Source organism: Sphingobium sp. YBL2 (assembly GCF_000943805.1).
Taxonomy (GTDB): Bacteria; Pseudomonadota; Alphaproteobacteria; order Sphingomonadales; family Sphingomonadaceae; genus Sphingobium; species Sphingobium fuliginis.
Genome location: NZ_CP010957.1, coordinates 142,544 through 163,601, shown reverse-complemented (window position 1 = coordinate 163,601; position 21,058 = coordinate 142,544). Strand labels below are relative to the sequence as shown.

General features: G+C 61.3%; 21 protein-coding genes and 1 pseudogene. 15 read left to right on the top strand and 7 right to left on the bottom strand.

Features of this window, described 5'->3' with window-relative positions; genetic code table 11:
• The first annotated feature begins 367 nt into the window (after positions 1 to 367).
• Positions 368 to 997 (top strand): hypothetical protein, encoded by a 630-nt coding sequence (locus TZ53_RS25800; RefSeq protein ID WP_157009879.1) that lies wholly within the window; start codon positions 368 to 370, stop codon positions 995 to 997.
• On the opposite strand, the gene TZ53_RS24330 is transcribed toward TZ53_RS25800, so the two are convergent.
• The gene (locus TZ53_RS24330) at positions 925 to 3,873 is read right to left on the bottom strand and encodes a Tn3 family transposase (RefSeq protein WP_233431824.1); all 2,949 of its coding nucleotides are present in this window, start codon (positions 3,871 to 3,873) and stop codon (positions 925 to 927) included. The genes TZ53_RS25800 and TZ53_RS24330 overlap by 73 nt on opposite strands.
• A 128-nt stretch (positions 3,874 to 4,001) precedes the next feature.
• Here TZ53_RS24330 and TZ53_RS24325 point away from each other — a divergent pair, with 128 nt between their 5' ends.
• The 4 genes from TZ53_RS24325 (at position 4,002) to TZ53_RS25795 (ending at position 7,566) form a co-directional block, all read left to right on the top strand.
• On the top strand, positions 4,002 to 4,595 hold the full coding sequence (locus tag TZ53_RS24325) for a recombinase family protein (RefSeq protein ID WP_007683474.1): 594 nt from the start codon (positions 4,002 to 4,004) through the stop codon (positions 4,593 to 4,595).
• Positions 4,592 to 5,953, top strand: coding sequence for a hypothetical protein (locus tag TZ53_RS24320; RefSeq protein ID WP_007683476.1), 1,362 nt, complete (start codon positions 4,592 to 4,594; stop codon positions 5,951 to 5,953). Before TZ53_RS24325 ends, TZ53_RS24320 begins: the two co-directional genes overlap by 4 nt.
• A 304-nt stretch (positions 5,954 to 6,257) precedes the next feature.
• Positions 6,258 to 6,401: a hypothetical protein gene (locus tag TZ53_RS24315; RefSeq protein WP_157009878.1), complete on the top strand. Its 144-nt coding sequence runs from the start codon at positions 6,258 to 6,260 to the stop codon at positions 6,399 to 6,401.
• Between the two features lie 4 nt (positions 6,402 to 6,405).
• Positions 6,406 to 7,566 carry a hypothetical protein gene (locus TZ53_RS25795; RefSeq protein WP_157009877.1) on the top strand — a complete coding sequence of 387 codons (1,161 nt, stop codon included), beginning with the start codon at positions 6,406 to 6,408 and terminating at the stop codon, positions 7,564 to 7,566.
• 199 nt (positions 7,567 to 7,765) lie between these two features.
• On the opposite strand, the gene TZ53_RS27710 is transcribed toward TZ53_RS25795, so the two are convergent.
• A complete protein-coding gene (locus TZ53_RS27710; protein WP_238320215.1) occupies positions 7,766 to 8,113 on the bottom strand; it encodes a hypothetical protein in 348 nt (115 codons plus the stop codon).
• Positions 8,114 to 8,159: 46 nt separating this feature from the next.
• Here TZ53_RS27710 and TZ53_RS24300 point away from each other — a divergent pair, with 46 nt between their 5' ends.
• Entirely contained in the window at positions 8,160 to 8,555 is a 396-nt protein-coding gene (locus TZ53_RS24300; protein WP_044663457.1) for a glycine zipper 2TM domain-containing protein, read from the top strand.
• 208 nt (positions 8,556 to 8,763) lie between these two features.
• Here TZ53_RS24300 and TZ53_RS26470 read toward each other — a convergent pair whose 3' ends face one another.
• On the bottom strand, positions 8,764 to 9,507 hold the full coding sequence (locus TZ53_RS26470; protein ID WP_044663456.1) for a MucR family transcriptional regulator: 744 nt from the start codon (positions 9,505 to 9,507) through the stop codon (positions 8,764 to 8,766).
• 91 nt (positions 9,508 to 9,598) lie between these two features.
• Positions 9,599 to 10,891 carry a hypothetical protein gene (locus TZ53_RS24290; protein WP_044663455.1) on the bottom strand — a complete coding sequence of 431 codons (1,293 nt, stop codon included), beginning with the start codon at positions 10,889 to 10,891 and terminating at the stop codon, positions 9,599 to 9,601.
• A gap of 111 nt (positions 10,892 to 11,002) precedes the next feature.
• Between TZ53_RS24290 and TZ53_RS27025 the strand changes: the two genes are divergently transcribed.
• The gene (locus tag TZ53_RS27025; protein WP_157009876.1) at positions 11,003 to 11,884 is read left to right on the top strand and encodes a lytic transglycosylase domain-containing protein; all 882 of its coding nucleotides are present in this window, start codon (positions 11,003 to 11,005) and stop codon (positions 11,882 to 11,884) included.
• Positions 11,885 to 12,102: 218 nt separating this feature from the next.
• Here the strand turns inward: TZ53_RS27025 and TZ53_RS24280 are convergent, their stop codons facing one another.
• Complete coding sequence (locus TZ53_RS24280) at positions 12,103 to 12,603, bottom strand: GNAT family N-acetyltransferase (protein WP_044663454.1); 501 nt, start codon at positions 12,601 to 12,603, stop codon at positions 12,103 to 12,105.
• A gap of 223 nt (positions 12,604 to 12,826) precedes the next feature.
• Between TZ53_RS24280 and TZ53_RS24275 the strand changes: the two genes are divergently transcribed.
• Both TZ53_RS24275 and TZ53_RS24270 read left to right on the top strand, forming a co-directional pair.
• Positions 12,827 to 13,732, top strand: a complete 906-nt coding sequence (locus TZ53_RS24275) for a DNA-processing protein DprA (protein WP_044663453.1) — start codon at positions 12,827 to 12,829, stop codon at positions 13,730 to 13,732.
• Positions 13,701 to 14,366 carry a phosphoribosyltransferase gene (locus tag TZ53_RS24270; protein WP_044663452.1) on the top strand — a complete coding sequence of 222 codons (666 nt, stop codon included), beginning with the start codon at positions 13,701 to 13,703 and terminating at the stop codon, positions 14,364 to 14,366. The genes TZ53_RS24275 and TZ53_RS24270 overlap by 32 nt, the downstream gene beginning before the upstream one ends.
• Before the next feature lie 1,178 nt (positions 14,367 to 15,544).
• Here the strand turns inward: TZ53_RS24270 and glmM are convergent.
• Positions 15,545 to 16,885 (bottom strand): phosphoglucosamine mutase, encoded by a 1,341-nt coding sequence (gene glmM / locus TZ53_RS24265; protein WP_044663451.1) that lies wholly within the window; start codon positions 16,883 to 16,885, stop codon positions 15,545 to 15,547.
• 258 nt (positions 16,886 to 17,143) lie between these two features.
• Here glmM and TZ53_RS24260 point away from each other — a divergent pair, with 258 nt between their 5' ends.
• The 3 genes and pseudogenes from TZ53_RS24260 (at position 17,144) to mazF (ending at position 18,804) form a co-directional block, all read left to right on the top strand.
• Positions 17,144 to 17,788, top strand: coding sequence for a hypothetical protein (locus tag TZ53_RS24260; protein ID WP_157009874.1), 645 nt, complete (start codon positions 17,144 to 17,146; stop codon positions 17,786 to 17,788).
• Positions 17,789 to 18,225: 437 nt separating this feature from the next.
• Positions 18,226 to 18,468 carry an AbrB/MazE/SpoVT family DNA-binding domain-containing protein gene (locus tag TZ53_RS24255; protein ID WP_044663450.1) on the top strand — a complete coding sequence of 81 codons (243 nt, stop codon included), beginning with the start codon at positions 18,226 to 18,228 and terminating at the stop codon, positions 18,466 to 18,468.
• Positions 18,468 to 18,804: pseudogene (gene mazF / locus TZ53_RS24250) on the top strand (endoribonuclease MazF). Before TZ53_RS24255 ends, mazF begins: the two are co-directional and overlap by 1 nt.
• 414 nt (positions 18,805 to 19,218) lie before the next feature.
• On the opposite strand, the gene TZ53_RS24245 reads toward mazF, so the two are convergent.
• Complete coding sequence (locus TZ53_RS24245) at positions 19,219 to 19,719, bottom strand: hypothetical protein (protein ID WP_157009873.1); 501 nt, start codon at positions 19,717 to 19,719, stop codon at positions 19,219 to 19,221.
• A gap of 249 nt (positions 19,720 to 19,968) precedes the next feature.
• Between TZ53_RS24245 and TZ53_RS27015 the strand changes: the two genes are divergently transcribed.
• From TZ53_RS27015 to traL, 3 genes are all read left to right on the top strand, one after another.
• Positions 19,969 to 20,277 carry a hypothetical protein gene (locus TZ53_RS27015; protein ID WP_157009872.1) on the top strand — a complete coding sequence of 103 codons (309 nt, stop codon included), beginning with the start codon at positions 19,969 to 19,971 and terminating at the stop codon, positions 20,275 to 20,277.
• A 108-nt stretch (positions 20,278 to 20,385) separates the two neighbouring features.
• Positions 20,386 to 20,706 carry a hypothetical protein gene (locus TZ53_RS24240; protein WP_044663449.1) on the top strand — a complete coding sequence of 107 codons (321 nt, stop codon included), beginning with the start codon at positions 20,386 to 20,388 and terminating at the stop codon, positions 20,704 to 20,706.
• 61 nt (positions 20,707 to 20,767) lie between these two features.
• On the top strand, positions 20,768 to 21,058 hold the full coding sequence (gene traL / locus TZ53_RS24235; protein WP_044663448.1) for a type IV conjugative transfer system protein TraL: 291 nt from the start codon (positions 20,768 to 20,770) through the stop codon (positions 21,056 to 21,058).

The window sequence follows — 21,058 nt, the reverse complement described above, 5'->3', positions numbered from 1 at the left end:
CGAGGCAGGGTCCTGAAGTTTGCCAAACCCTTTGCGGCCTTCAGAGTCCCGGCGCCCCAGTCGCTTTCAGCGACGCGACCAACCCCCCGGGCGTCGGGACATCCCTTTGTCGCTTCAGGCTGGCCGAAGATGCGAGACGCTATTGGCTCAGTGCGGTGGCTTGCCTGAACTGACAGTAGCAAAGATGCGCAAATTCCGATGCCCTCATGCCGCTATAAGCGGGGAGGCGCTGAGATCCCCACGCGATAAAGCAATGAAACAACAATCGCCCGATCAGCCGAGGGTATGAAGCGATGAGTTGAACAGGCACGGATATCGATGTTTGTTCAATATGTTAGAACGCCCGGAAATAGCGAGGAGTTGAGCATTGAAGCAATTTGCCCTGTCAGTATCTGTGTGCGTGCTCCTCTTGGCTGGTTGCACGGATTCCAAGGAAGCGAGCAAGGGAAACTTCAAAACGGCCATCAATGGCTGGATCGAGAAGCATCCGCCATGCATCTCGGTTCCGCGGGGACAGGTTTCGCCCGCCGCAAAGGGTGATGCGGCATTTCCGCGCTACGTGGATGCTTCGCCGCTGACGGCAAAGTTCGCGCAGGAAAGCCGGGCACGCGTGGAGGCGCCGCTTGCCGCGCTGGTCGATGCAGGCCTGCTGACGGTGAAGGACGCCAGCATCCAGATCAAAGCCGGTCTCTTCGGCGATGGACTGAAGGAAATTCCGGTGCACGCCTATGAGCTGTCCGCTGACGGCAAAAAAACCGTTGTGACAGATGGCGAGCAGGGAGCCTTCAGCGGAGCCTCGCCGAAATTCTGTTACGGGACGCCGACGGTGGACGAGATCCTTCAATATACAGAACCGGCCGAGGCGATGGGGATGAAGCTTTCGCAGGTGACCTATCGGCCTCTGTACATTATTCGGACACAGATTCACGGTAGCGGCTTGATGAGCAGCGGCATGAGGCCATCGGCATCGAGGTCGAGGCTCTCGGACCAGATATAATCGCCGGTGAGATTGATGCGGTCCCATCCCAGCGGCGACAATCGGGACAGCATGGCGGGATCGACAGGTGTGCCGCGGTGCCGCAGTTCATCGACGGCACGACCGAGATAGCGGCAGTTGAAAAGAATGATGGCGGCCGTGACGAGGTTGAGCGCTGCCGCGCGGGTCTGCTGGTTCTCCAGGCCACGGTCGCGAAACCGCCCGAGCCGATGGAAGGCGACAGCGCGGGCCAGGCTGTTGCGTGCCTCGCCCTTGTTGAGTTCGGCGGTGACCGTCCGGCGCAGATCGGTGTCGTCGAACCAGCGCAGCGTGAACAGTGTGCGCTCGATCCGTCCGACCTCCCGAAGTGCCGCAGCAAGACTGTTTTGTTGACGATAGGCGGACAGCTTCTTCAAAATCAGCGACGGTGTGACAGTGCGGTCGCGCATCGCCGCGATGACCTCCGCAATTTCGGCCCAATGGCTGACGATCAGGTCCCGACCGAGGCGGCGCCCGAACAGCGGTGCGAGCCGACCATAGCGCCGCGCGGGCTCGAAACCATAGAGTTGTCGATCCGACAGGCGCGGAATGCGCGGCTCGAAATCGAGGCCGAGCAAATGCATGACGGCGAACACGATATCGGAGACGCCGCCACCATCGGTGTGGAGGGCGGTGATGTCCGCGCTGCTTTCGTGGCCGAGGATGCCGTCGAGTGCGTGGATCGCCTCGCCCGCCGTCCCGGCGATGACCGTCTGATGAAGCGGTGCGTATCGATCGGTGATGGTGGTGTAGATCTTGACCACGGGGTCGCGACCGTAATGTGCGTTGACCGTTCCTCCGGCTTCGCCGGCACCGCCGAGATAATAAGCCTGCCCATCGGCCGATGCGCGATGCCCCGAACCAAACCAGGCGGCGAGCGGTTCGGCATGGATAGCGTCGGTCAGGCTGGCGAGCGCGGCGCGAAACGTTTCCTCGCGCATATGCCACGTCTGCATACGCAACAGTGCGCGACGCGAGGCGACACCGCAAACTTCGGCCATGCGCGACAGACCAAGGTTGGTCGCCTCCGCGATCAAGGTGGCAAGAAAGGCGCGTTCGTCGGCGGGAGGCAGACCGGTCGAGACATGGCCGAAATGCTGGATGAAGCCGGTCCATCGTTGAACCTGCGACAGCACATCCGTGATACGGGTGGCAGGCACCATGCCGTAGCAGGTGAGCGCAAGTTGCCGCCCTTCATCCTGACCAGGGTCTTCTTTGGGGTCTTTCGGAAACCGCAGCCGCTCGCCGGCAAAAAGGGGGGGATCGCGTTTGTCCAGATCGCGGGCGACCTCGCGCAGGGCGCTATCAAGCCTTGCCGCCCTCTCGTCGAGCCAGGCGTGCGGATCGCCGAGCGAGAAAGCGGGCTTCGGTACGGGGCTGGCCGGTGGGGCAAGCAGCACACTGAGCGCGCGATGGACGCGCGCGGTCGGCACCCAGATACCACCGGATGCCAAAGCATTGGAAAGCGCGCTGTAAGTCGCCATCTCCCAATGGGTGCGATCGATCCCGCCTGCGGTCATGACATGCCGACGCCAGCGGTGCTCGACATGGCCAAGCGGCACGTCATCGGGCAACGCCCTGCGCCAGTCTCCGTCGAGATCGGCGAGGATCGCCATCGCATCGCGCAACGGCTGCATTCCGGCCCGGCCCTGGAAATCAAAAGCGCGCACGAACGACGGCCCCATCCGCTTGAAGGCGCGATATTCCGCCGCGATCTCGTCCAGAACCTCGTTCCGGTGCGGTGAGGCGGTACGTCGGATGATAGCGGCGTCGGCGTCGATGATGTCGAGGGATGCCACGGCATCGACCGCCGCGGCGACATCGCCGCCAGCCCGGGCCGCCTGGCTGATCGCTTCCAGAACCCTGGCGATGCGTAACATCCGTTCGCGGCCCTCGCGGCCGGAAACGGCCACGCGCTGTTCGAGCCGTTTGCGGGCGCGCAGATGGGCCCGCCCCACGAGCGCAATGAACATATCGATCGCCGCATCGGTCAGTGTCGCCTCCAGCTCGCGCAGCGTCGCGAGCAGCACGACCCGCCTGCGGGCCGGGCGCATTTGCTGGAAAGCCTGTGCCGTGTAGCGCACACCCTCCCGGGCGAATTGCCCCAGGCGCGGTTCGTGGCGAACATCAGGGGAGAAAGCCGATATGCCCGTCCCACGAATCAGCGTGATCTTTTCGACGATTTCCAAAAGCGAAGCGGATGCGACACGCGGTTCTGGCTCGCGCAGCCAGGACAGACGGCTCTGCCGGTCATGCACCTTGTCATCGATCAGCGCGTCGAGTTGCTGACGCATCTCATGGCCAAGGCCGCCATCGATCGCGGCCACGAGATCCGTTTCCGCCTGATGTATCGCCTCGGCCGCCATGCGCTCCACGACGCTGACACCCGGGATCACGATCCGACGCGCGCGCATCTCATCCAGAAGCCGGCCGAGCAGCGCGCGTCCGTCGATGATGCTCGCCGCCTCGTTTGTCAGCCATGTCCGCAATTCCACGCGGTGCGGGCGGCTCAGATCGCTGAAGCCGAAGCGCGTCTTGATCGCGGCGAGCTGATCGTAGCGCGTGGGCGTGCGTCTGGCGAAATCAGCTATGACCTTTGCATCCACCCCGACCTGCTCGGCAATATGGTCGAGCATGACCGCAGGCAGCAGTTCCCCGTGGCGCAGATGCCGGCCCGGGTAGCGCAGGCAACAAAGCTGCAGGGCGTAGCCGAGTCGGGTGGCGGGCGTGCGCGCGGTGTCGATCGCGGTCATGTCCTCACCTGACAGACTATAGTGCTTCACGATCGCCGCCTCGTCGTCGGGCAACATCAGCAGGGCAGCGCGCTGCCGCGTCGTCATCGGAATCCGTCCGGGCATCTTTGAACCTCCAAAAACCACTTGCCTTTCGGCATGATTCTGAAAGAGGATTGTGAAAGACAAGAGGCCGCAGGAATCCGTTCATGCCGCACTGGCCTCCGGATACGGCCGTTTGTGAAAGGCAGGATTTGACCAGGGCACCCTATCTGATCGGCTATGCGCGGGTGTCGAAGGGTGACGAGCAGTCGAACGCCGCCCAGCGCCGCGCCCTCGACGCGGCTGGGTGCAGGCGCGTGTTCGAGGAAATTGCCAGTGGCGGGCGCTGGGACCGGCCAAAGCTCCTGGAGATGATCGGCCAGTTACGCGACAGTGACGTCGTCGTCGTCTGGAAACTCGACCGGCTATCGCGCAGCCTCAAGGATCTGCTGCACATTATGGAGCGGATCGAGGCGGCGGGCGCGGGCTTCCGCTCGCTGACCGAGGCGATTGACACCACCACGGCCGCAGGTCGCATGATGATGCAGATGGTCGGGAGCTTCGCCGAGTTCGAGCGCGCCATGATCCGCGAGCGCACCTCCGCCGGCCTCGCCCAGGCGCGCGCCGAAGGGCGGATCGGCGGACGCCGGCGCAAACTCGGCGAAAAGCAACGGCGCGAGATCGCGGAGTCCGTCATCTCCGGACGAAAATCCGGCGCCGAGATGGCGCGGCTCTATCATGTCAGCGAGCCGACCGTTTCGCGCATCGTCGCCGCGCACCGACAGACTATGGAGCTACCGGCATGAAACGCGGCCACGACCTGACCGGGCTGATGAAGTTCGCGACACGGCCCGAGTGGGCCGACGACCTGCATGACGCGCTCGACGATCATCTGGGGCCGGTTCTCACGCAGTTCGACATCGATTCCGACGAACTGCCCGGCATCATCGGGGATCACTGGGCCATGACCTTGTGGGGCTGCGCGTTCGAGGACCTGGTGACCCGCGTCTTCGAGCCCGATGGCCGCAACATCGTGGACGAATATCTCAAGCGCCGCGGATGGAACGAGGCCGGCCCCAACAAGCTCTACATGCGCGCGCTGAAGACCTCCGTCATGAGCGTCTATGAAGTCAGCGCGATCGAGCCCGGCGTCGGCTTCCTCGCGCGAGATCTGATCCGGGGCGGTGATCCCGTCCAGGTCCGCGAGCGCACCGCGTCCAGGACGCTGGGCCCGTGGGATCGGATCGGCGTGCGCATCATTCCGGTGAGCGGGCATAGGATCCTGGCAGGCGGCCTGCTGTCCTTTACAGCGGAAGCCACCAGCGCCCTTCTCGAGGCATTGCGCCTGGGACAGGGCAAGCGCGGCCCGCGCGCGAAACTAGTGATCGACGATGATCAACTGCGCGACCTGGCGCCGCTCATCTCGATGGTCTGGCTGTTCGACATCTTGCCCAGGATGCTCGAGCCTGTCGCCATCCCCACGCTGCATAACGCCGATGGCGAGGAGGTTGTTTTCCACCGTGTCCGTTTTCCGTTCACGCGGGGGACGACGCAGGCACTCATCGGCGACCGCCTCGATACCGTGCCCGCCCTGCAGCGGGAAACGTCACATTTCTGGAACTGGCTCGGCACCAGAACAAAACAGGGCAAGAAAGGCACCGGCCAGATGGCGTGGGGTGTGTCAATGGAAGACGGCACGCCGGTGCTTGGGAATCTGGAACTCAAGGGCCGCGCTCTGATCCTCTCCGTCACCTCGGCCGAACGTGCAGAACGCGGCGTTGCACTCGTCACCCAGGCGCTCGGCGCCCTGGTGGGAACACCTTTGACCGAGATCGAGACGATCGAACAGGCGATGGCTGCGCGTCAGGAAGGACGAACCGTGTCGGAGCCGGCACCGGACATCCCGGTCGAGGTCGCCACCCCGCTTGTCCACGGCATGCTCGATCGTCAATACCGGACACTCCTCGATGAGCCTGTCCCGATGCTCGGCGACAAAACGCCGCGACAATGCGCCGGCAGCAAGGCCGGACGCGACCAACTCGCCACGTGGCTAAAACATCTCGAAAATCTCAGTGGGAGACACGCTGACATCGATGATCCGATGGCGACGTACGACTTCGGGTGGATATGGCAGGAACTCGGGATCGAAGAACTGCGCCGGTGACGGCTTGACCCCGCAACGATGAAGGACATGCTGGCCGCCTGATAGACACTGGAGCCGCCTTCACCAACGGTGCCTGCGGATTTGTATTGCGCACGGCTGCTCGCAGGTGCAGCATGAGGATGCCTTTCAGGCATCCTCTCCTAAAACTATGGCCGGCCGTTGTGCCGGCCTTTTTGTGTGGCCGCGACGGCTTACGTAGCGCAATCCCTGGCAGAGAAGCTGGCGCCGACGTCCCTCAAGCTCGCCTACCGTGAATCTGTGGCCGAATAATGCACAGGGGCCCTATCGTTACCATCTCGTTGATGTGCCGAGCTGGGCCGGAAACGCGAAGCTGACGGCTGCCTATCCTGAACTGGAGCGGAACACCGCCGAGAGTCTCGAGGGGAAAGCCGCGGTCATTCTCACCAATGAGGGCTGGGTTCACGAGAAGGCGAGCGGTTTGCATTGATGCGATGATGGGAAAGCCCTGGCATCTGACTCAGTGCTGTAACAACCGGACGAAAATGGGATACTGGGCTTCCGCAGGGATTTTCGGTCTGGCAATGTCGGTTGCGCCCGTTGCCGCCCAACCGTCGGCCGACCAGTTGTCGGGTCGTTACTATCTGTCCGGAGTGATGGAAACCGGCTCCGAATTGCTCCTGCGCCCCGATGGCAGCTTTGAATGGGCTGTGACCTATGGGGCGGCCGATGCGGCTGCAACCGGCCATTGGTCAATTGACGGCAGGGCGATCAGGCTGCAAGCCACGCGGCGGCCTCAGTCCGAAGGCGCGGCCTATCGATTGGGCGAAAGAGGCGCCTGGAGCGGACGGGCAACCCACGCGCTGGAGTTACGGCGAGAACGGGGAGCGATGGCAGAGCGGGCTGCCCGTTGCCCCTTGCCGTCGCTTGCCGAGGAGGTCGTGCCGGACCTCAGCCTGGTCGCCTATGGCGACAAGCAACCGTCACCAACCGAGATTGCGCAAGTCGAGGCGGAGGCTCGGCGGGCCCGTGATACCGCGCAGCTGGCACTCGATCGGCTAAGGCGGACCGCCGCCTGGCAGGCGAATAAAGCGCTGATCCTCGAAAGCGAAGCGGCGATCCAGGCTTTTCAAGCCAGATTGAGCGCGGCGCAGGGCCTTCACGCAGCAAGCGGGACGCACGGCCCCGAGCTGGCCCCATTGAAACTTCCGGCTGAATGCCAGCTCCCCGACCCGGAAAGACTGGCACGAACATTTCGCGGTGCGGCGATCCAGCTTTTCGATCGGGACCGCTATCTGAGGGGCGAGGGTATTTGCATAGAGGCGCGCTATGACAAGCGCGCGCCGATAAGCGATGTGGTGGAACGGGGCTATGCCTTTTTCCCGGTTGCAGACGACGAGCGGATCGTAGGACTAACCCTTTCTGCGCCGGGAACGCAGGTGGGAAAAGGGACGACCTTGTCGGTCAGTCTCCCGGCGGGTGTGGTCCAGATCATCGACGCGGATCTGGCAGGCACCGTGACGCCGCCATTCCAGGAGATCGTCCTGCCCGTTGGCGCCGATCGATCTCTGGGCGCCCAGGCGTTGTTCCGTCGGGGCGCGTACAGGAAAGCCGTCGATGCATCCTCCGATTCCGGTCACAGAAATTTGCGATGAGCTCGCAGCGGAAAGTTCTGCTTGGCCCCGCTAATACGCCGCGCGCGCGGATTTTTCACAGGCCGGGGCGGCGTTCAGCAGGTCGGCCGTAAGATGGGCATGGAGAAAGGGGGTGCTGTCGCAGCAGCAGGCTCAGCACAACCATGCCTGGCTCTGCATCTTCCTCACCTCCTTTCGCTGACGAGGCGGGAAAGGATATTCAGGTCGGACGGTCATTATCAGAGGGCTCATCCTGATGCTCCGCCACATCCTTCAGCATCCCGGCCCAGCATCCCAAAATCATTCCTTCCGCTTCATCCGCCTGGCTGGTGGCGACCGCATAAAGCCCGAGGAGATCGGCGAGTTCGCTCATGTCGGCAATGCCGCGGCGGGTCAGGAGGGTCGCGAAGATGGAAAGGGCGCCGCCCATCGCTCTTACCAGGGCAGCGTCAGGCAGAGGAACGTCTTCAGCAGGCGACATGGCGATTATCCTTTCTGGCAGGATCCAGAGCTTATCGCCAGGCATTGCGAGAAAAAGGAAGAAATGATTCAATCGCTCATAAAGCATTCATGCGCGATTGCTTTTAGAGATGACCGGAACACGGGAGACAATCATGGGAAAGCAATTTATGGGTCTGGTATCGGCGATGGCCGTGGGCCTCACGCTCGTTTCAGGGGTGGCGGATGCCAAGCCTTCCCATCATCGGAAAGACGACAGGGCGCGCTACGAGTGGCGCGGCAACCAGCGCAATTGGGAGCCATCGCGCAGCTACCGGAGCGGCAATTATCGCGAGCGCCGTCTTGGCCGTAATGACCAGATCTTCCGGGGTCATGATGGCCGCGCTTATTGCCGTCGTTCCGATGGGACGACCGGGCTTGTCATTGGCGGCGTTGGGGGCGCGCTCCTGGCGAATCTTGTCGGGGGCAAGACGCTCGGCACGATTGCAGGCGGCGTGGGCGGCGCGCTTCTTGGCCGCGAAATCGATCGCGGCAAGGTGAAGTGCCGGTAACAGGATGATTGCCTCATAAATGTTTCAAGGATCGCTGTGACCCCGCATGACGTTGGAAGCATTGCGCCGCTTCCCCGGATTATCCGGTCAAGGGGTGGATCATCGGGAGCAGCGAGACGGGCCGCCAGTGCATGAGCCGGCCCGGCGAGCCTCCCGGTAAAGGGCACGCCGCTTTACCGGGAGGCTTGTTGGGGTCAGCGGCTCGACTTCAACCCATGGTTTTGGTCGGCGACCGGCGCTTCGTGGGGCGCCTGCCTGCGCTCCGGACCGGCGATCTGGTTGGTCCGGGGACTGCGGATTTGTCATCGGTCGATGCCGGGGTCGACCCGCTTTCCTCGCCAGCCGATTTGGGCTTTTCCTGCTCCGCCATCTTGAAGGACAGGCGCAGTTTTGAAGCGCGCGGCTTCCTGGCGGAGGCCGGCGTCTGCGGAGGCTGCGCCCTGGGGCTTGCGGTCACAGCTGATGGCGCCGGCGACGTCTCTATTGCCGCGCGGGCGGGATCTGCATGTGCGGTTGTCTCTGATGGCTGTGGCGGTGGAGAAACCGCGCTCGTCTTGTGACCGAGGCGCAACTTTTGTGCGACGGCGCGGCGCGCCTGCGAATAGCTCGGCGCTACCATGGGATAGCTCGCCGGCAATTTGTAGCGGAGGCGATATTCGTCAGGCGTCAATCCGTTTGTCGCCAGATGCCGCTTCAAAGTCTTGTAGGGCTTCCCGTCGATCAGGCTCAAGATATGGTCAGGCGAGGCAAGGCTTTTGCGGACCGAAACAGCGGGCGTATATTCTTTCGCGACGCTGGCGTCCGGGGATGGTGTGATGTCCTGCGTCAGTGCCGCGCGTGTCGTTTTGATCAATTCCGCGAGTTGATCGCTCGGCACGCTGTTCTTCGAGACAAAGGCGCTCAGCAATTGGACGGTGAGGGTGGTAATGTCGGAACTGGTCTCATCTGCCATGTCTGGGCCTCATGATGGGAGGAATGTTGGGGCGACTTGGGGCGCTGTACAGGAAATATAAGAGCCGTGAACAGTTTTGATGCGGTCGGCGTTACAGATGAAGAGCATTCAGCAGCTTTTCCGACAAGGGGGCGTCTTCCCAGTTCTGTGGAGTGAGCCTCAGCACGGATCTGTCATGGGCAGGAGACGCGGGAGCGCTGATGGGCGCGGGGTCCGAGGCGTCTGGACCTCTCGCCTCCAGGACAAGCTCACGGACCTCCCCGGTCTTCATGGAGCGTGCCTCGATCAGAAAGTCGGGTCGGCATGAACCGGACTGGGTCAACCGGTCGAAGACCGGCTTTTCCACCGCAAACTCAATATGATATCGCCGCAGGGAATATTGGACCCGTAACAGCTCCTGCAAGATGGTGCGCTCGAACTCTGATGCCACCGGTACGAACCTGCGCCCCGAGAGGATCGGCTGGGCATAGGCCCTGAGCGGAGAATAGCCGCGCGATTCCGGATATTGGCCGACAACAACCAGAACGAGATAGGGACCTGCGATACGATTGGTAAGGACCGATGGAGACTGGACGCGGTTGGCGAGATGTACCGGTTCGGCGCCTGCGGCGCTGACGACATTGCCTTCGAATTTGTCCGCGAACAGCGCCAGGAATGCCTGTGGCGCATGTCCGGTCGGCCAGGTTTCGGCGAGCCGGCGGAGCGCTGCATAAACCTGTTTTCCATGCAGTGCTCCAGCATGTGTCCAGAAAAGCCGCCCGAGCTCGATCCCGGGAGCGATCTCGATCTGCCCCGCCGATCGGCCAAGCGCCCTGAATTCGCGAGCGATGGAATGGTCGCGAGCCGTTTCGGCAAGGGGCGGCAGCCGGTTTACGCCCGATGCATCGATCAGCCGCCAGAGCAGCCGGGCAAGGCGCGGAATGGATGCGTTGCGAGTACGATCGTCGGTAAGCTCCCTCTCGGGTCTTTGCGCCAGCTTGTCCGGCGCTGGCCTGAGAACCTCGAAAAAGCCGGTCGGCGGGTCGACCGGGTCCGAATGATTGCGCACATGGGTGATGCGGTTGGTCGCGGAATCGCGAAAGAAGGGGCAATCGGACCGGTGCTCGGGCCGGTTCGTTTGCGTCAACCGCCGCAAATAATAGGTTTCCGCTTCGCTGAGATATGCCGGCGTCAGAATGGGCGGCAGCGAGGCATGGCCAAGGCAATTGCAGGCGATCCACTTGCCGCCGATCCGCGCCTGCTGCACGAGCGTGATGCCCGCTGCTTCGTCGTCCCGGCTGCCGGCGCCTATATACCAGCGTATGAGCGCCTCCTGCAGGACTGCAGGGAGCGGGATCCGGCGACTGCCTGCCCTGCCGTCGGTCTGCCGGTCGATCAGCCACATGCATGGTGCTCCCGATGGGATGAACCGCACAAGTTTCGAGCAATGGGCAGGGCTTGACAAGTTTAAACCTGCCGTTCTCTCCTTGAACTCCCAAGCAATGGCGAGGCATTCATGCGAGACATTCTGGCATTCATCGCCGTCATCTTTCTCCTCCCTGGCACGACATCTGCGCAAACCCTCGACGTGGGACGCGCGGTCCAGCTGATCGAGATGAGAAATCCGGCGCAGCTTCTTGTGGGACAGGACCCTGCGATCCTGGCGGCTCGGGCACAGAAGAGCGAAGACCTGTCGCGGCCTGCTTTCCAGATGTTTCTTGTGGGGCAGGCGGAAACGCAAAAGCCGCCGCTGTCCCAAGGATCAACGATCGGCGACCAAGACATGTACGGTCAAGCCCGCCCCACGGAGGACGGGATCGCGGCGCTCGAGATCCCCTTGTGGATGAGAAGCGGACCGTCCGGTCCCCAATTCTCGCCGGGCGACTGCTCGCAGATGGCCTATCGTCCATCGGGCTTCCTCGAAGCGGACGCAGAACGGAGGCGGGCGGCCCATTTTGGGCTTATGCGGGAGGCGGCCTGCCAACATGGCATACCGGTGGGACTTTTCGATGCCATGATCATCAGCGAGAGCCGCTATAACCCTTCCGTCGTTTCGCCCAAGGGTGCTTTCGGTTTGACGCAGCTCATGCCGTTGACGGCGGCGGAGCTAGGCGTCAATCGCTATGACAGCGCGGAAAATCTCAAGGGAGGGGCTCGATATCTGCGGGCCCAGCTGGACCGCTACGGCGCCTATCATCTTGCTCTGGCGGCCTATAATGCAGGACCCGGCCGCATCCGCAACGGCGCGGTGCCGCAGATTGGGGAAACCCAACGCTATGTTGCCCGGACGCTCGCCAACTGGGATCGGCTTGGCCGGGTGCAGGATCGTGCCTTGATCAATGACATGGAGCCATCTCGGCCAGCCCCGCGCAGAATGGCGATCGTTACCCTCTTCTGAAGCCATTTCCTGGCTCATGGCACTGCGTTGTCGGTCAACATGACCGTCATGCCTTGGCCATCTACGCACGCAAGGTGGGCCTGCGGTGAGGCGGCGACCCTTGCAGTCCTTCAGGAAGGCCGCCGCCTGCGCCTCCCGATAGCAGCCGCGAATGACGCGAAGATGAACGAGGATAAAACGCGTTATGGGGTGGAGAGTGGATGGCTACCGGCGACGGTTCAACGACCGTGGAACACTAGCAACTCGCGTCCGGGGCGGTCGCCCTGCTGTCCTGTAGCGCGGAAGCCTAGCTTGTGCAGAAGGTTCCAGGAACCCTCGTTTCCGGTTCTACATTCCGCCGTCACCTGCCGGTTGGGGTGCAGACGCTGCAATTGTGCTATGACGCCTGCCACGGCTTCGGCCGCATATCCCTGGCGCTGGAAATGTGAACCGATCCAATATCCTACTTCCAACCGATCGCGACCGTGTGCGTGGATCCCCACAACCCCGATCAGGTCACCCTGCCTCCAGACACCAAGAAAGCAGTTCGCATCGTTATTGCTGGCGATCAACGCCTCCGCCTCGCGGACGGTGAAGGGTGAGGGAAGGAAATGAACAACATCCGTTATTGCAGGATCATCCGTGAGGCAAGCGACGGCGGGCGCATCCGTCATTGCAAGTGGCCGGATGTTAAGGCGCTCAGTGCTGAGAGGCGAAAAGGCGCAGAGATGTGGATTCATGGTCGCGCCATAACTCTCTTCAGAAGTTCCGCACAGGGGCGTTTCCCGCCGCGACGATCGTGGCCCGGCGCTTACCCACGAGTGATCCATGCCGCCATCCAGCCAGTTTGACGATGTTCCTTATTTGTTCTATGCTCTCCGCAGCAATTTTTCATAGGCTGGCCGGGGCGATGATTGACTCCCGCAATCCCAGCGGCTTTGGTTGACCGGAAGGGGACACGCCGTGCAGCAGCACACTCTTTGGAACGTTGACGACCGCGCGGAGCCTATTGCCGCGCCGTTCGACGCTGTTCTCGAACTCGGCGCATATGAAGCGCTCTGGTCGGAACACAATGCGAGTTTCAAGAGCATCGCCGCCACATTTCGCAATAGTCCTGGAGCGCGTCCCTCCGACCTGGTCCCTGAGAACGAAGCGCGGGAAATCGGACGGCGCGTGCTGGAGAAGATTCGCGCTCGCACGCCTCACAGATTTGATGTTCGCGTTCATGGCGAATGGGAGTATCCAGAACGGCTCAGAGATGCGACGGACCCAATCGAGTTATTCTATTTTCAAGGCAATTGGGCACTCGCAGCTGAGCCGGGGGTGGCGGTCGTCGGCACTAGAAAGCCATCCGAGGAAGGTCGTGCGCGCGCGGCCTATGTCGCCAAGCGTCTGACGCAGGATAGCCTCACCGTTGTGTCTGGCTTGGCTGAAGGCATTGACACGGCAGCTCATCAGGGGGCGATAGCAGCAGGCGGGCAAACGATCGCCGTGATCGGCACGCCCTTGGGGCAAGCCTATCCCAAAGCGAACGCTGCACTCCAGGATCTGATCGCGAAAGATTATCTGTTAATCAGCCCGATCCCAGTGGAGCGCTACGACGCACAAAACTTCCGAACGAACCGGTTCTTTTTCCCCGAACGCAACAAAGTCATGTCCGCGCTCACCAAAGCTACAATCATCGTGGAGGCCGGTGAGACGTCAGGAACGCTTGTCCAGGCGAAGGAGGCGCTCCGACAAGGGCGGAAGCTTCTTATCATGAAGAGCTGTTTCGAGAGGAGTGATTTGACCTGGCCTGCTCGGTTCGAGAAGGAGGGCGCGATCCGAGTGGATAGTTATGACGAAGTCAGACGACAGCTGGTCGGGTAAGCCTCGCAAAATCACAGAACTCGAACGGGGAGATCATCATCATCTGACTGAGGGTGATGAGTGCTACTTTGTTGGCGAGTATACGCCGCGCGCAGGCTTTGCCCACAGCGCCACCAACCAGTTGATTTCGAATTTAAAGAAGAAACCAAGCACGCGCGGCACGTTCCAGTGGAAATACAAGGTTCAGGCTATCGGGGATGCTGCGGCGGCACTCGCCAGCAGTCTGAATCCGGCATCCCTTGGTTCGTGCGTATTTGTGCCGATACCGCCTTCCAAGCTGCCAGATGACGCTGAATATGACGACAGGATGGCTAAGGTTTGTAGGGCTATCCATCCCACGGCTAACGTTCTCGAGCTAGTCACTTTGGCTCAAGCTCGCGATGCGGCGCACGAAAATGATGATACGCGCGACCCGGATGCCCTACGGGCGAAGCTTCGCCTTGCAGTGTCTATGCTGGAAACACTTCCACCTATCGTTTTTCTCGTCGATGACATGTTGACCACAGGGTGCAGCTTCAGGGCTTGCAAAGACCTTATTCTGGAACACGCCCCGGAGTCGCGCGTGATTGGCTTTTTCATTTCGCGGCGCGTCCCAACGAGTGGCTTTGAGGCGATCAACATAGATGATTGGTGATCGCGGCACACTGCCCTCATGGCGCGAACAGTCACATCAGCACATGAGCGACGAACGCATCGCGATCGCCATGATCCGTTCTGCGCCACAGCGGTTGCCGCTCGACCTGTCGTACGAGACCGGCATTTTGCGCTGAAAAGAGCTTCGTACTGCTGCGCGAGGTACCCAATAGCGGCTGCGGTTGGCACCGCTGTAGCATTGATGACAGGACGGGCCTCGCCTTCCCTCCTTTGCCCTGCGGTTTGCCTCGCCCCATGCCGGACGTGAACCAAGGGCGCGATGAGCAGGGCAATGGCGGCGAAAAAAGCCCCGACGCTGTGTCATGAAGCCGCTGTAAGCCGCCAGCGTCGGGACAGGCTGGCCGGGAGGAAAGGGCCCCGTTAACCGGCCGTCGCGACACAGCCCAGACTGTCTGTGTGAGAGCTGAGTCGTTGCGATCATTAGAGATTTGACGCGGCAGAGTCCAAGACCCCAGACCTGATAGGGCGAAATTTGGTCACGGCGCGTTGGATGGCGGCCAGCGATTGGGTGATTATCAGCGATTCAAAGTGCCCCGGCGCAGCGCCATGCCACTGAGCATGCAAGGCGCGCACCGGGACAGATGGACGACCGAGGAGAGTGGCCGGCCATAGACTCAACTTGCCGATGGGAAGGCTGAGGCTGAGTCTTCGCACAGAGTAACCCACGGAAAAAGCAGAGCGCAAGGTGTCGGCTCCTGGCCTGGGAGGCCGGCGATGAGGGGGCTGTTTTGCACCTTTTATGCAAAGGGCGGGTCGCCATGTCATAACGTCCGGGCGCTTTGAGCGCATCACCTACCCCTCAGCGGTCGCGATGATATGGGCGCGCGGATCGGGAGGCGCGTTCTTGAGACCCTGCCTTCCGCAGGGCGGCGAGAGCAGCCGCTAATGGAGCGCGTGCCCTGCTGTAAGCGCACCGCACTTGGGGCTCCTCCCGTGCCTGTCTGTATCCTCGCGGCGTATCCCGTAATCGCGCTGTTGCCCAATGCGGCCGTATCGCGACGCGCCGATCGCGAATTCGGCGCGGATTTTTCGCAAAGGATGGTTCGATGCACGAGGTTGCCCACCTGCCAGCGGAAAGGATCGCTTGATCCGATCGGCTCGCCCGGGAGGTGGGCCGCGCCTCCTGGCGGCGTCAGACATGGGCATCAATACCCGCGATCATGCAGCAGCCATGGCCACGGCGTTGCAGATCCGCTCGACCACGTCCTTGACCTGGTCTTCCCGGTCGCCTTCGGCCATCACGCGGATCACAGGTTCCGTGCCTGAAGGCCGGATCACCAGCCTGCCGCCGCCATGCAGTTCCTGTTCGGCCTGTGCAATGACGCGCTTGACCGCGTCATGCTCGAGGGGCTTGCCGCCTTTGAAGCGGACGTTCCTGAGCAGCTGCGGCACGGGGTCGAACTGGTGCAGCAGCTCGCTCGCCGGCTTGCCTGCGCGGACCAGGGCAGCAAGCACCTGCAGCGCCGCGACCGTGCCGTCGCCAGTCGTCGCATAGTCCGACAGGATCATGTGCCCTGACTGTTCACCGCCGACATTATAGCCTCCCTCGCGCATCTTCTCCAGCACATAGCGGTCGCCTACCCTGGTCCGTTCCAGCCTGATGCCGTGCGCGGCCAGATGGCGCTCCAGGCCCAGGTTGGACATGACCGTGGCTACCAGGCCGCCGCCGCGCAGGGCGCCTGCCCGCGCAAAATCTCCTGCGATCAACGCCATGATCTGGTCGCCGTCGACGATCGCGCCATGCTCGTCGACCACGATCAGCCGGTCGGCGTCGCCGTCGAGCGCAATGCCGATATCGGCGCCCGAGGAGAGCACCGTTTCCTGCAGCAGACGCGGCGCGGTGGACCCGCACTGGTCGTTGATATTGGTGCCGTTGGGCGTGACCCCGATCGCCACCACTTCTGCTCCCAGTTCCCAAAGCGCGGAGGGCGCCACCTGATAGGCTGCGCCATGGGCGCAATCGATCACGATCCTGAGGCCGTCGAGCCTGAGGTCAGCCGGAAAACTGGATTTGACGGCATGGATATAACGGCCCCGGGCGTCTTCGACGCGGCGGGCCCGGCCGATATCCTGGGATGCTGCGAGCGGGATGTCCTGGTCGAGCATCGCCTCGATCCTCAGCTCATCCTCGTCCGAGAGCTTGTACCCGTCCGGACCGAACAGCTTGATCCCATTGTCATAATAGGGATTGTGGCTGGCCGAGATCATGACGCCAAGGTCCGCGCGCATCGAATGGGCGAGCAGCGCTACGGCGGGGGTGGGGATCGGCCCGAACTGCACCACGTCCATGCCGACGGCGGTGAACCCCGCGACCAGCGCATTTTCCACCATATAACCCGATCGGCGCGTATCCTTGCCGATCACCACGCGATGGCGGTGGCTGCCACGCTGAAAATGCTTGCCGGCGGCCATGCCGACCCTCATGGCGAGGTCAGCATTCATCGCCCATTCGTTGGTTCGTCCACGAATGCCATCCGTGCCGAAATATTTCCTGCTCATCTTTGCTGCCTCAATGGTCCGAAATCTTCATCGATTCCTATATCAATCTTTGTTCGACATTCTACCGGCGAGCCGTCATCGTCGCATGAAAGGTGAAGCATGCGATCTGCAGCGCCTATCGCGGTTTGCCTTCATTTGAATGACAGGGAAGCGGGGAGTTTTCATGATGGCCGGAGAGCCCGGAGGAACTGTGGCAGATGCGGCAGCCGGTCGCGGCAATGCAACGCCCGCTCATGTCCCGAGCCGCGGAGGCGTGGCATGGAGGTATTCGTGACCTGTCGTCGAGCCGCCGACATGCTGCTGCGTCTTCAGCTTGCGATAGCTGTTGTGCTCTGCCTGGGCTTACTGTTCCCTGCGGCTGCCCGGGCGGAGGTCGTCGCCACCTTCTGGTCGCAGGAACTGGGCCGTAATTTCCCTCATGCGTTCTTCACCCTCCACGGGACACGCATTGACGGAACACGGGTGCGCGCCAGCTATGGGTTCACGGCCAAGGCGATAACGCCTGCCATCCTGTTCGGCACAGTGCCGGGCCGTATCGAGGAGGCGACTGACGCCTATATCGCCCGCAGCAACGCTCATTTTTCCGTGGTGCTCACGCAAGCACAGCATGACGCGATCATGAAACTGGTGGCGGAATGGGGTGAAGAAGGCGATCATCGTTATCGGCTTAACAGCCGGAACTGCGTGCATTTCGTGGCCGAAGCCATGCGGCGCGCAGGGCTGGTGGTCGTTGAGGACAAGAAGCTGATGAAGAAGCCCCGCAGCTTCATCCAGTCAATCGAACCCTTGAATGCCGGACGTATCCGATCGATCGAACGGGAGGCGCCGCATTATGTGGAATGGTCCAGGGGCGAGGAGGTGGAAATCGGGACTGCCGGCGGATCCCCAGCGATGATCCAATAGGCGAACGGGCGGGCCCCATGCACGAATGGGCGTGAGATCGGGGAACAGGCCGCGCACTTTATTGATGAGCAGGGATTGATGCAGCTTGTTATCGGCTGCTTCGGTGAAGAAGGCATCGATTGCAGAAGGATGGATCACCCGTGACGTGGCAACCAAGCCGGACGAGAGAAGCGCGGCAGGAAGTGTTTGCTCGACTTCGTGCTCGGTTTCGATGAACACAGGTGGGTTTCGTTCAAGCGCCGCGCGGGCTGGACCCAAGCTTTGGGTCATCCGACACTGCGGGTTGATAGCTACTACCACATGATGGGCGGACCACGCGGCAGTCTATGCGGGAGCGAATCGCTCACTAACGACCCATCTCCATCGTTGATACATTTGTCGACACAACGTGCCATTCTGGTAATGGAACACTGATGCTGGAACCAAAGGAATGTCTGATGGGTATTCAGGTAAAGAAGTGGGGTAACAGTGCGGCAATCCGCATCCCCTCCGCCATCATGGCGGCTGCTGCGCTGAATATCGGTCAGGAGGTCGAGGTTCGCCAGGAAGATGGCAGGCTCATCATCGGACCCGTTTTGAAGCCTGTTTACACGCTCGACGAATTGCTCGCGGGCATGAAGCCAGAGAGGTTTCACGAGATTGTCGATTTTGGTCCCCGGATCGGCAATGAAATGCTTTGATGGCCGGTCGCTATATTCCCGACACTGGCGATATTGTGTGGCTGCAATTCGATCCCCAGGCAGGACATGAGCAGGCGGGACATCGTCCAGCCCTTGTCCTCTCCCCTGCGACGTACAACAAAATGCGGGGCACGATGATTTGCTGTCCTATGACGAGCCAGATCAAGGATTATCCTTTCGAAGTGGTTGTCTCTCAGGCACCGCCCAGCGCAGTTCTGTCCGATCAGATCAAGAGCCTTGGTTGGAAGGCGCGAAAGCGCGAAGAAAAAAGGCTGCGGATCAAAGGTCGTGATCGATGAGGTACGCGCAAAGATAGGCGCACTCTTGGGCTTGTAGCTGGGGCTGAGGCCAGCCTCACAGTAACTTATGACCACATTTGCCCGAAAGCAGTGTTCGATGAGCCGGTCTTAGCGGACCCTGGCATCGGCAGTGCGAACAACCAGACAGGGTGGTCAGCGTTCGCGCCCGTGATGCACCTGATGATCGCATGGCCGTTTGCGGGGGCACACGCGCCGGTTCGCAGCACGACAGCGCCCTCTGTTTCCTGTAGAAACCACCACGCCTCCCTCCGTCAGGCCAGGCCGGGCGCGGAGATCGGCTGGAAGGCTCATCCTGCCGTCGGGCGATGTTGAGGTGGATCGTCATATCCACTTCATGGATATGCTCCTCCGCTTCGGCTCCAGCCCAATATCGCCTGCCTCGACGCTCGGTTGAGTCGACCATGGACGGGCTGCTCGTCCCGCCAGATCATCAGAGTTCGGTCAGCAGGTCCCGGCGCAACTGGCACTGCATGACCACTTCCTTGAGCTTCTTGGCGTTCGCAACCGCCAGCGCTTCGGCCCATTCGGGCCTGATAAGTGATCCATCCATGCCTTGGATATCCTTGATGGCATTCATGACGAGCAAGGGAAGTGCGACATAAAGGCGCGCAAGGAGGTCAAAGAGCGAGGTGAAGGTCTCATCGCTATAGTGGCTCGCTTCCATCATGACGGATGCCTGGATGGGATTGAGGCCCATCGCCTTCAATATCAGCAGGATTTCAGCATTCTGCGCTACCCGGCGCTTGCCCGGGTCGGGATGCAATATATAGCCCAGCCGGGTCTTGTTCAGGCCGCAGACAAGAGCAAGCTTGCGCAGTGTCAGCTTGTCGCGTTTGATTTCTCCCCGGATCCAGTCGATCAAGACTGCCTGATCCTGTTCTACGGCAAGACGGATAGCTTCAGCGTTAGCGATCGGTATCGTGATTTGCACGATTGCGCCCCCTATCTGATTGTTCACGCAGACGTAACAATCTGAACAGATATTAATCCTTTGGGCAAGTGCATTTATGATTCTTTGGTCGCGTCTGACATGAATGCTTCCCCATACGGCACGATTCCTTTGAACGGCTAAAGGCGCCTGCCGATTGGCGGAGGATGAGCAATCCCGCGTAGAGGCGCTTCGTCAGCGCATCCTGATCTGTGTTCTTCGCCGACGATTCCGATTTGCACACGGTTTTCAATGACATCCTTCGCATCATGCGCCTTGCTTTCTGCAAGGCCTTCTCCAGGACCGCAGGACGTGCCGCCGTGCCGCCGCGCATTTCTCGAATTTTCCCCTCACGGTCACGAAAATCATTCGGATGCGCTTCACAGGAAAAACCATAATGCAGGCGAGGTGATTCGCCTGATCGTGAAGGAAAAAATTACTTGTCCTCAAGACCGGGACAGTCGGCCTTCAATCAAGGAAATTTTTGTCCCGGCTTTATTGGCACTTGTCCTTGCCTGCGGGACAGGCCGCCCAATTTCTGATGCAATCGACAATTTATAGAGGGAAATGACGCATTCGCTTCCCTGTCGCTCTTGATGAACCCGCCAAGTGCCTGAAGCCTCTGGTCAGGCGCAGATCAGCTGTGCCGTTCACCGGAAGGAAACTTTCATGCAGTCTCTCCTTAAATCGGCCGGACGTGCTGAAGCGGCTATGTTTTTCCTGGTTCTTCTGGTTCTTGCGCTTGTCCTGTTTGCATCGCCGGCCTTTGCCGGCGCCGACGCGACATTCGACACCGCGGAGAACACCTTTACCGGCTTTCTCGAAGGATCCGGTGGCCGGATTATCACCATCCTGTCTCTGGTAGGCGGCATCGTCGGTCTTGCTTCGGGACGCTTCTCGCTCGGCCAGATCGCCATTCCCGTTGGCGTCGGGGTCGGAGCCGGCACCGGCATTCCGATCGTGACCTCGACCGTGACGGCGACGATCTGAAGCATTCCCGGCAGTGCCTGGGTGGTGGTCACTCCAGGTGCGGCCGGGGGAGGGTGGCGACATGGCGCAGGGTAAATATGGTATCCCGGCTCATCTGGACGATCCCGAGCTGATCGGGCTGTGGACGCTGGATGAGTTCCTGGCAATGGTCCTTCCATTCATATGGGGCATCCTGTCTCAGCATATTCTCATTGGCATGGCGCTTGCCGCGGCAGGCTGGTGGGGTCTGCGGAAAGCAAAGGCAGGGCGCGCGGTATCCTGGCTCCTGCACCTAGCCTATTGGCATCTGCCTGCCGGCTTCACCGGTTTGCGGGCCACGCCGCCCTCCTACCTTCGACTGATGGCAGGATGA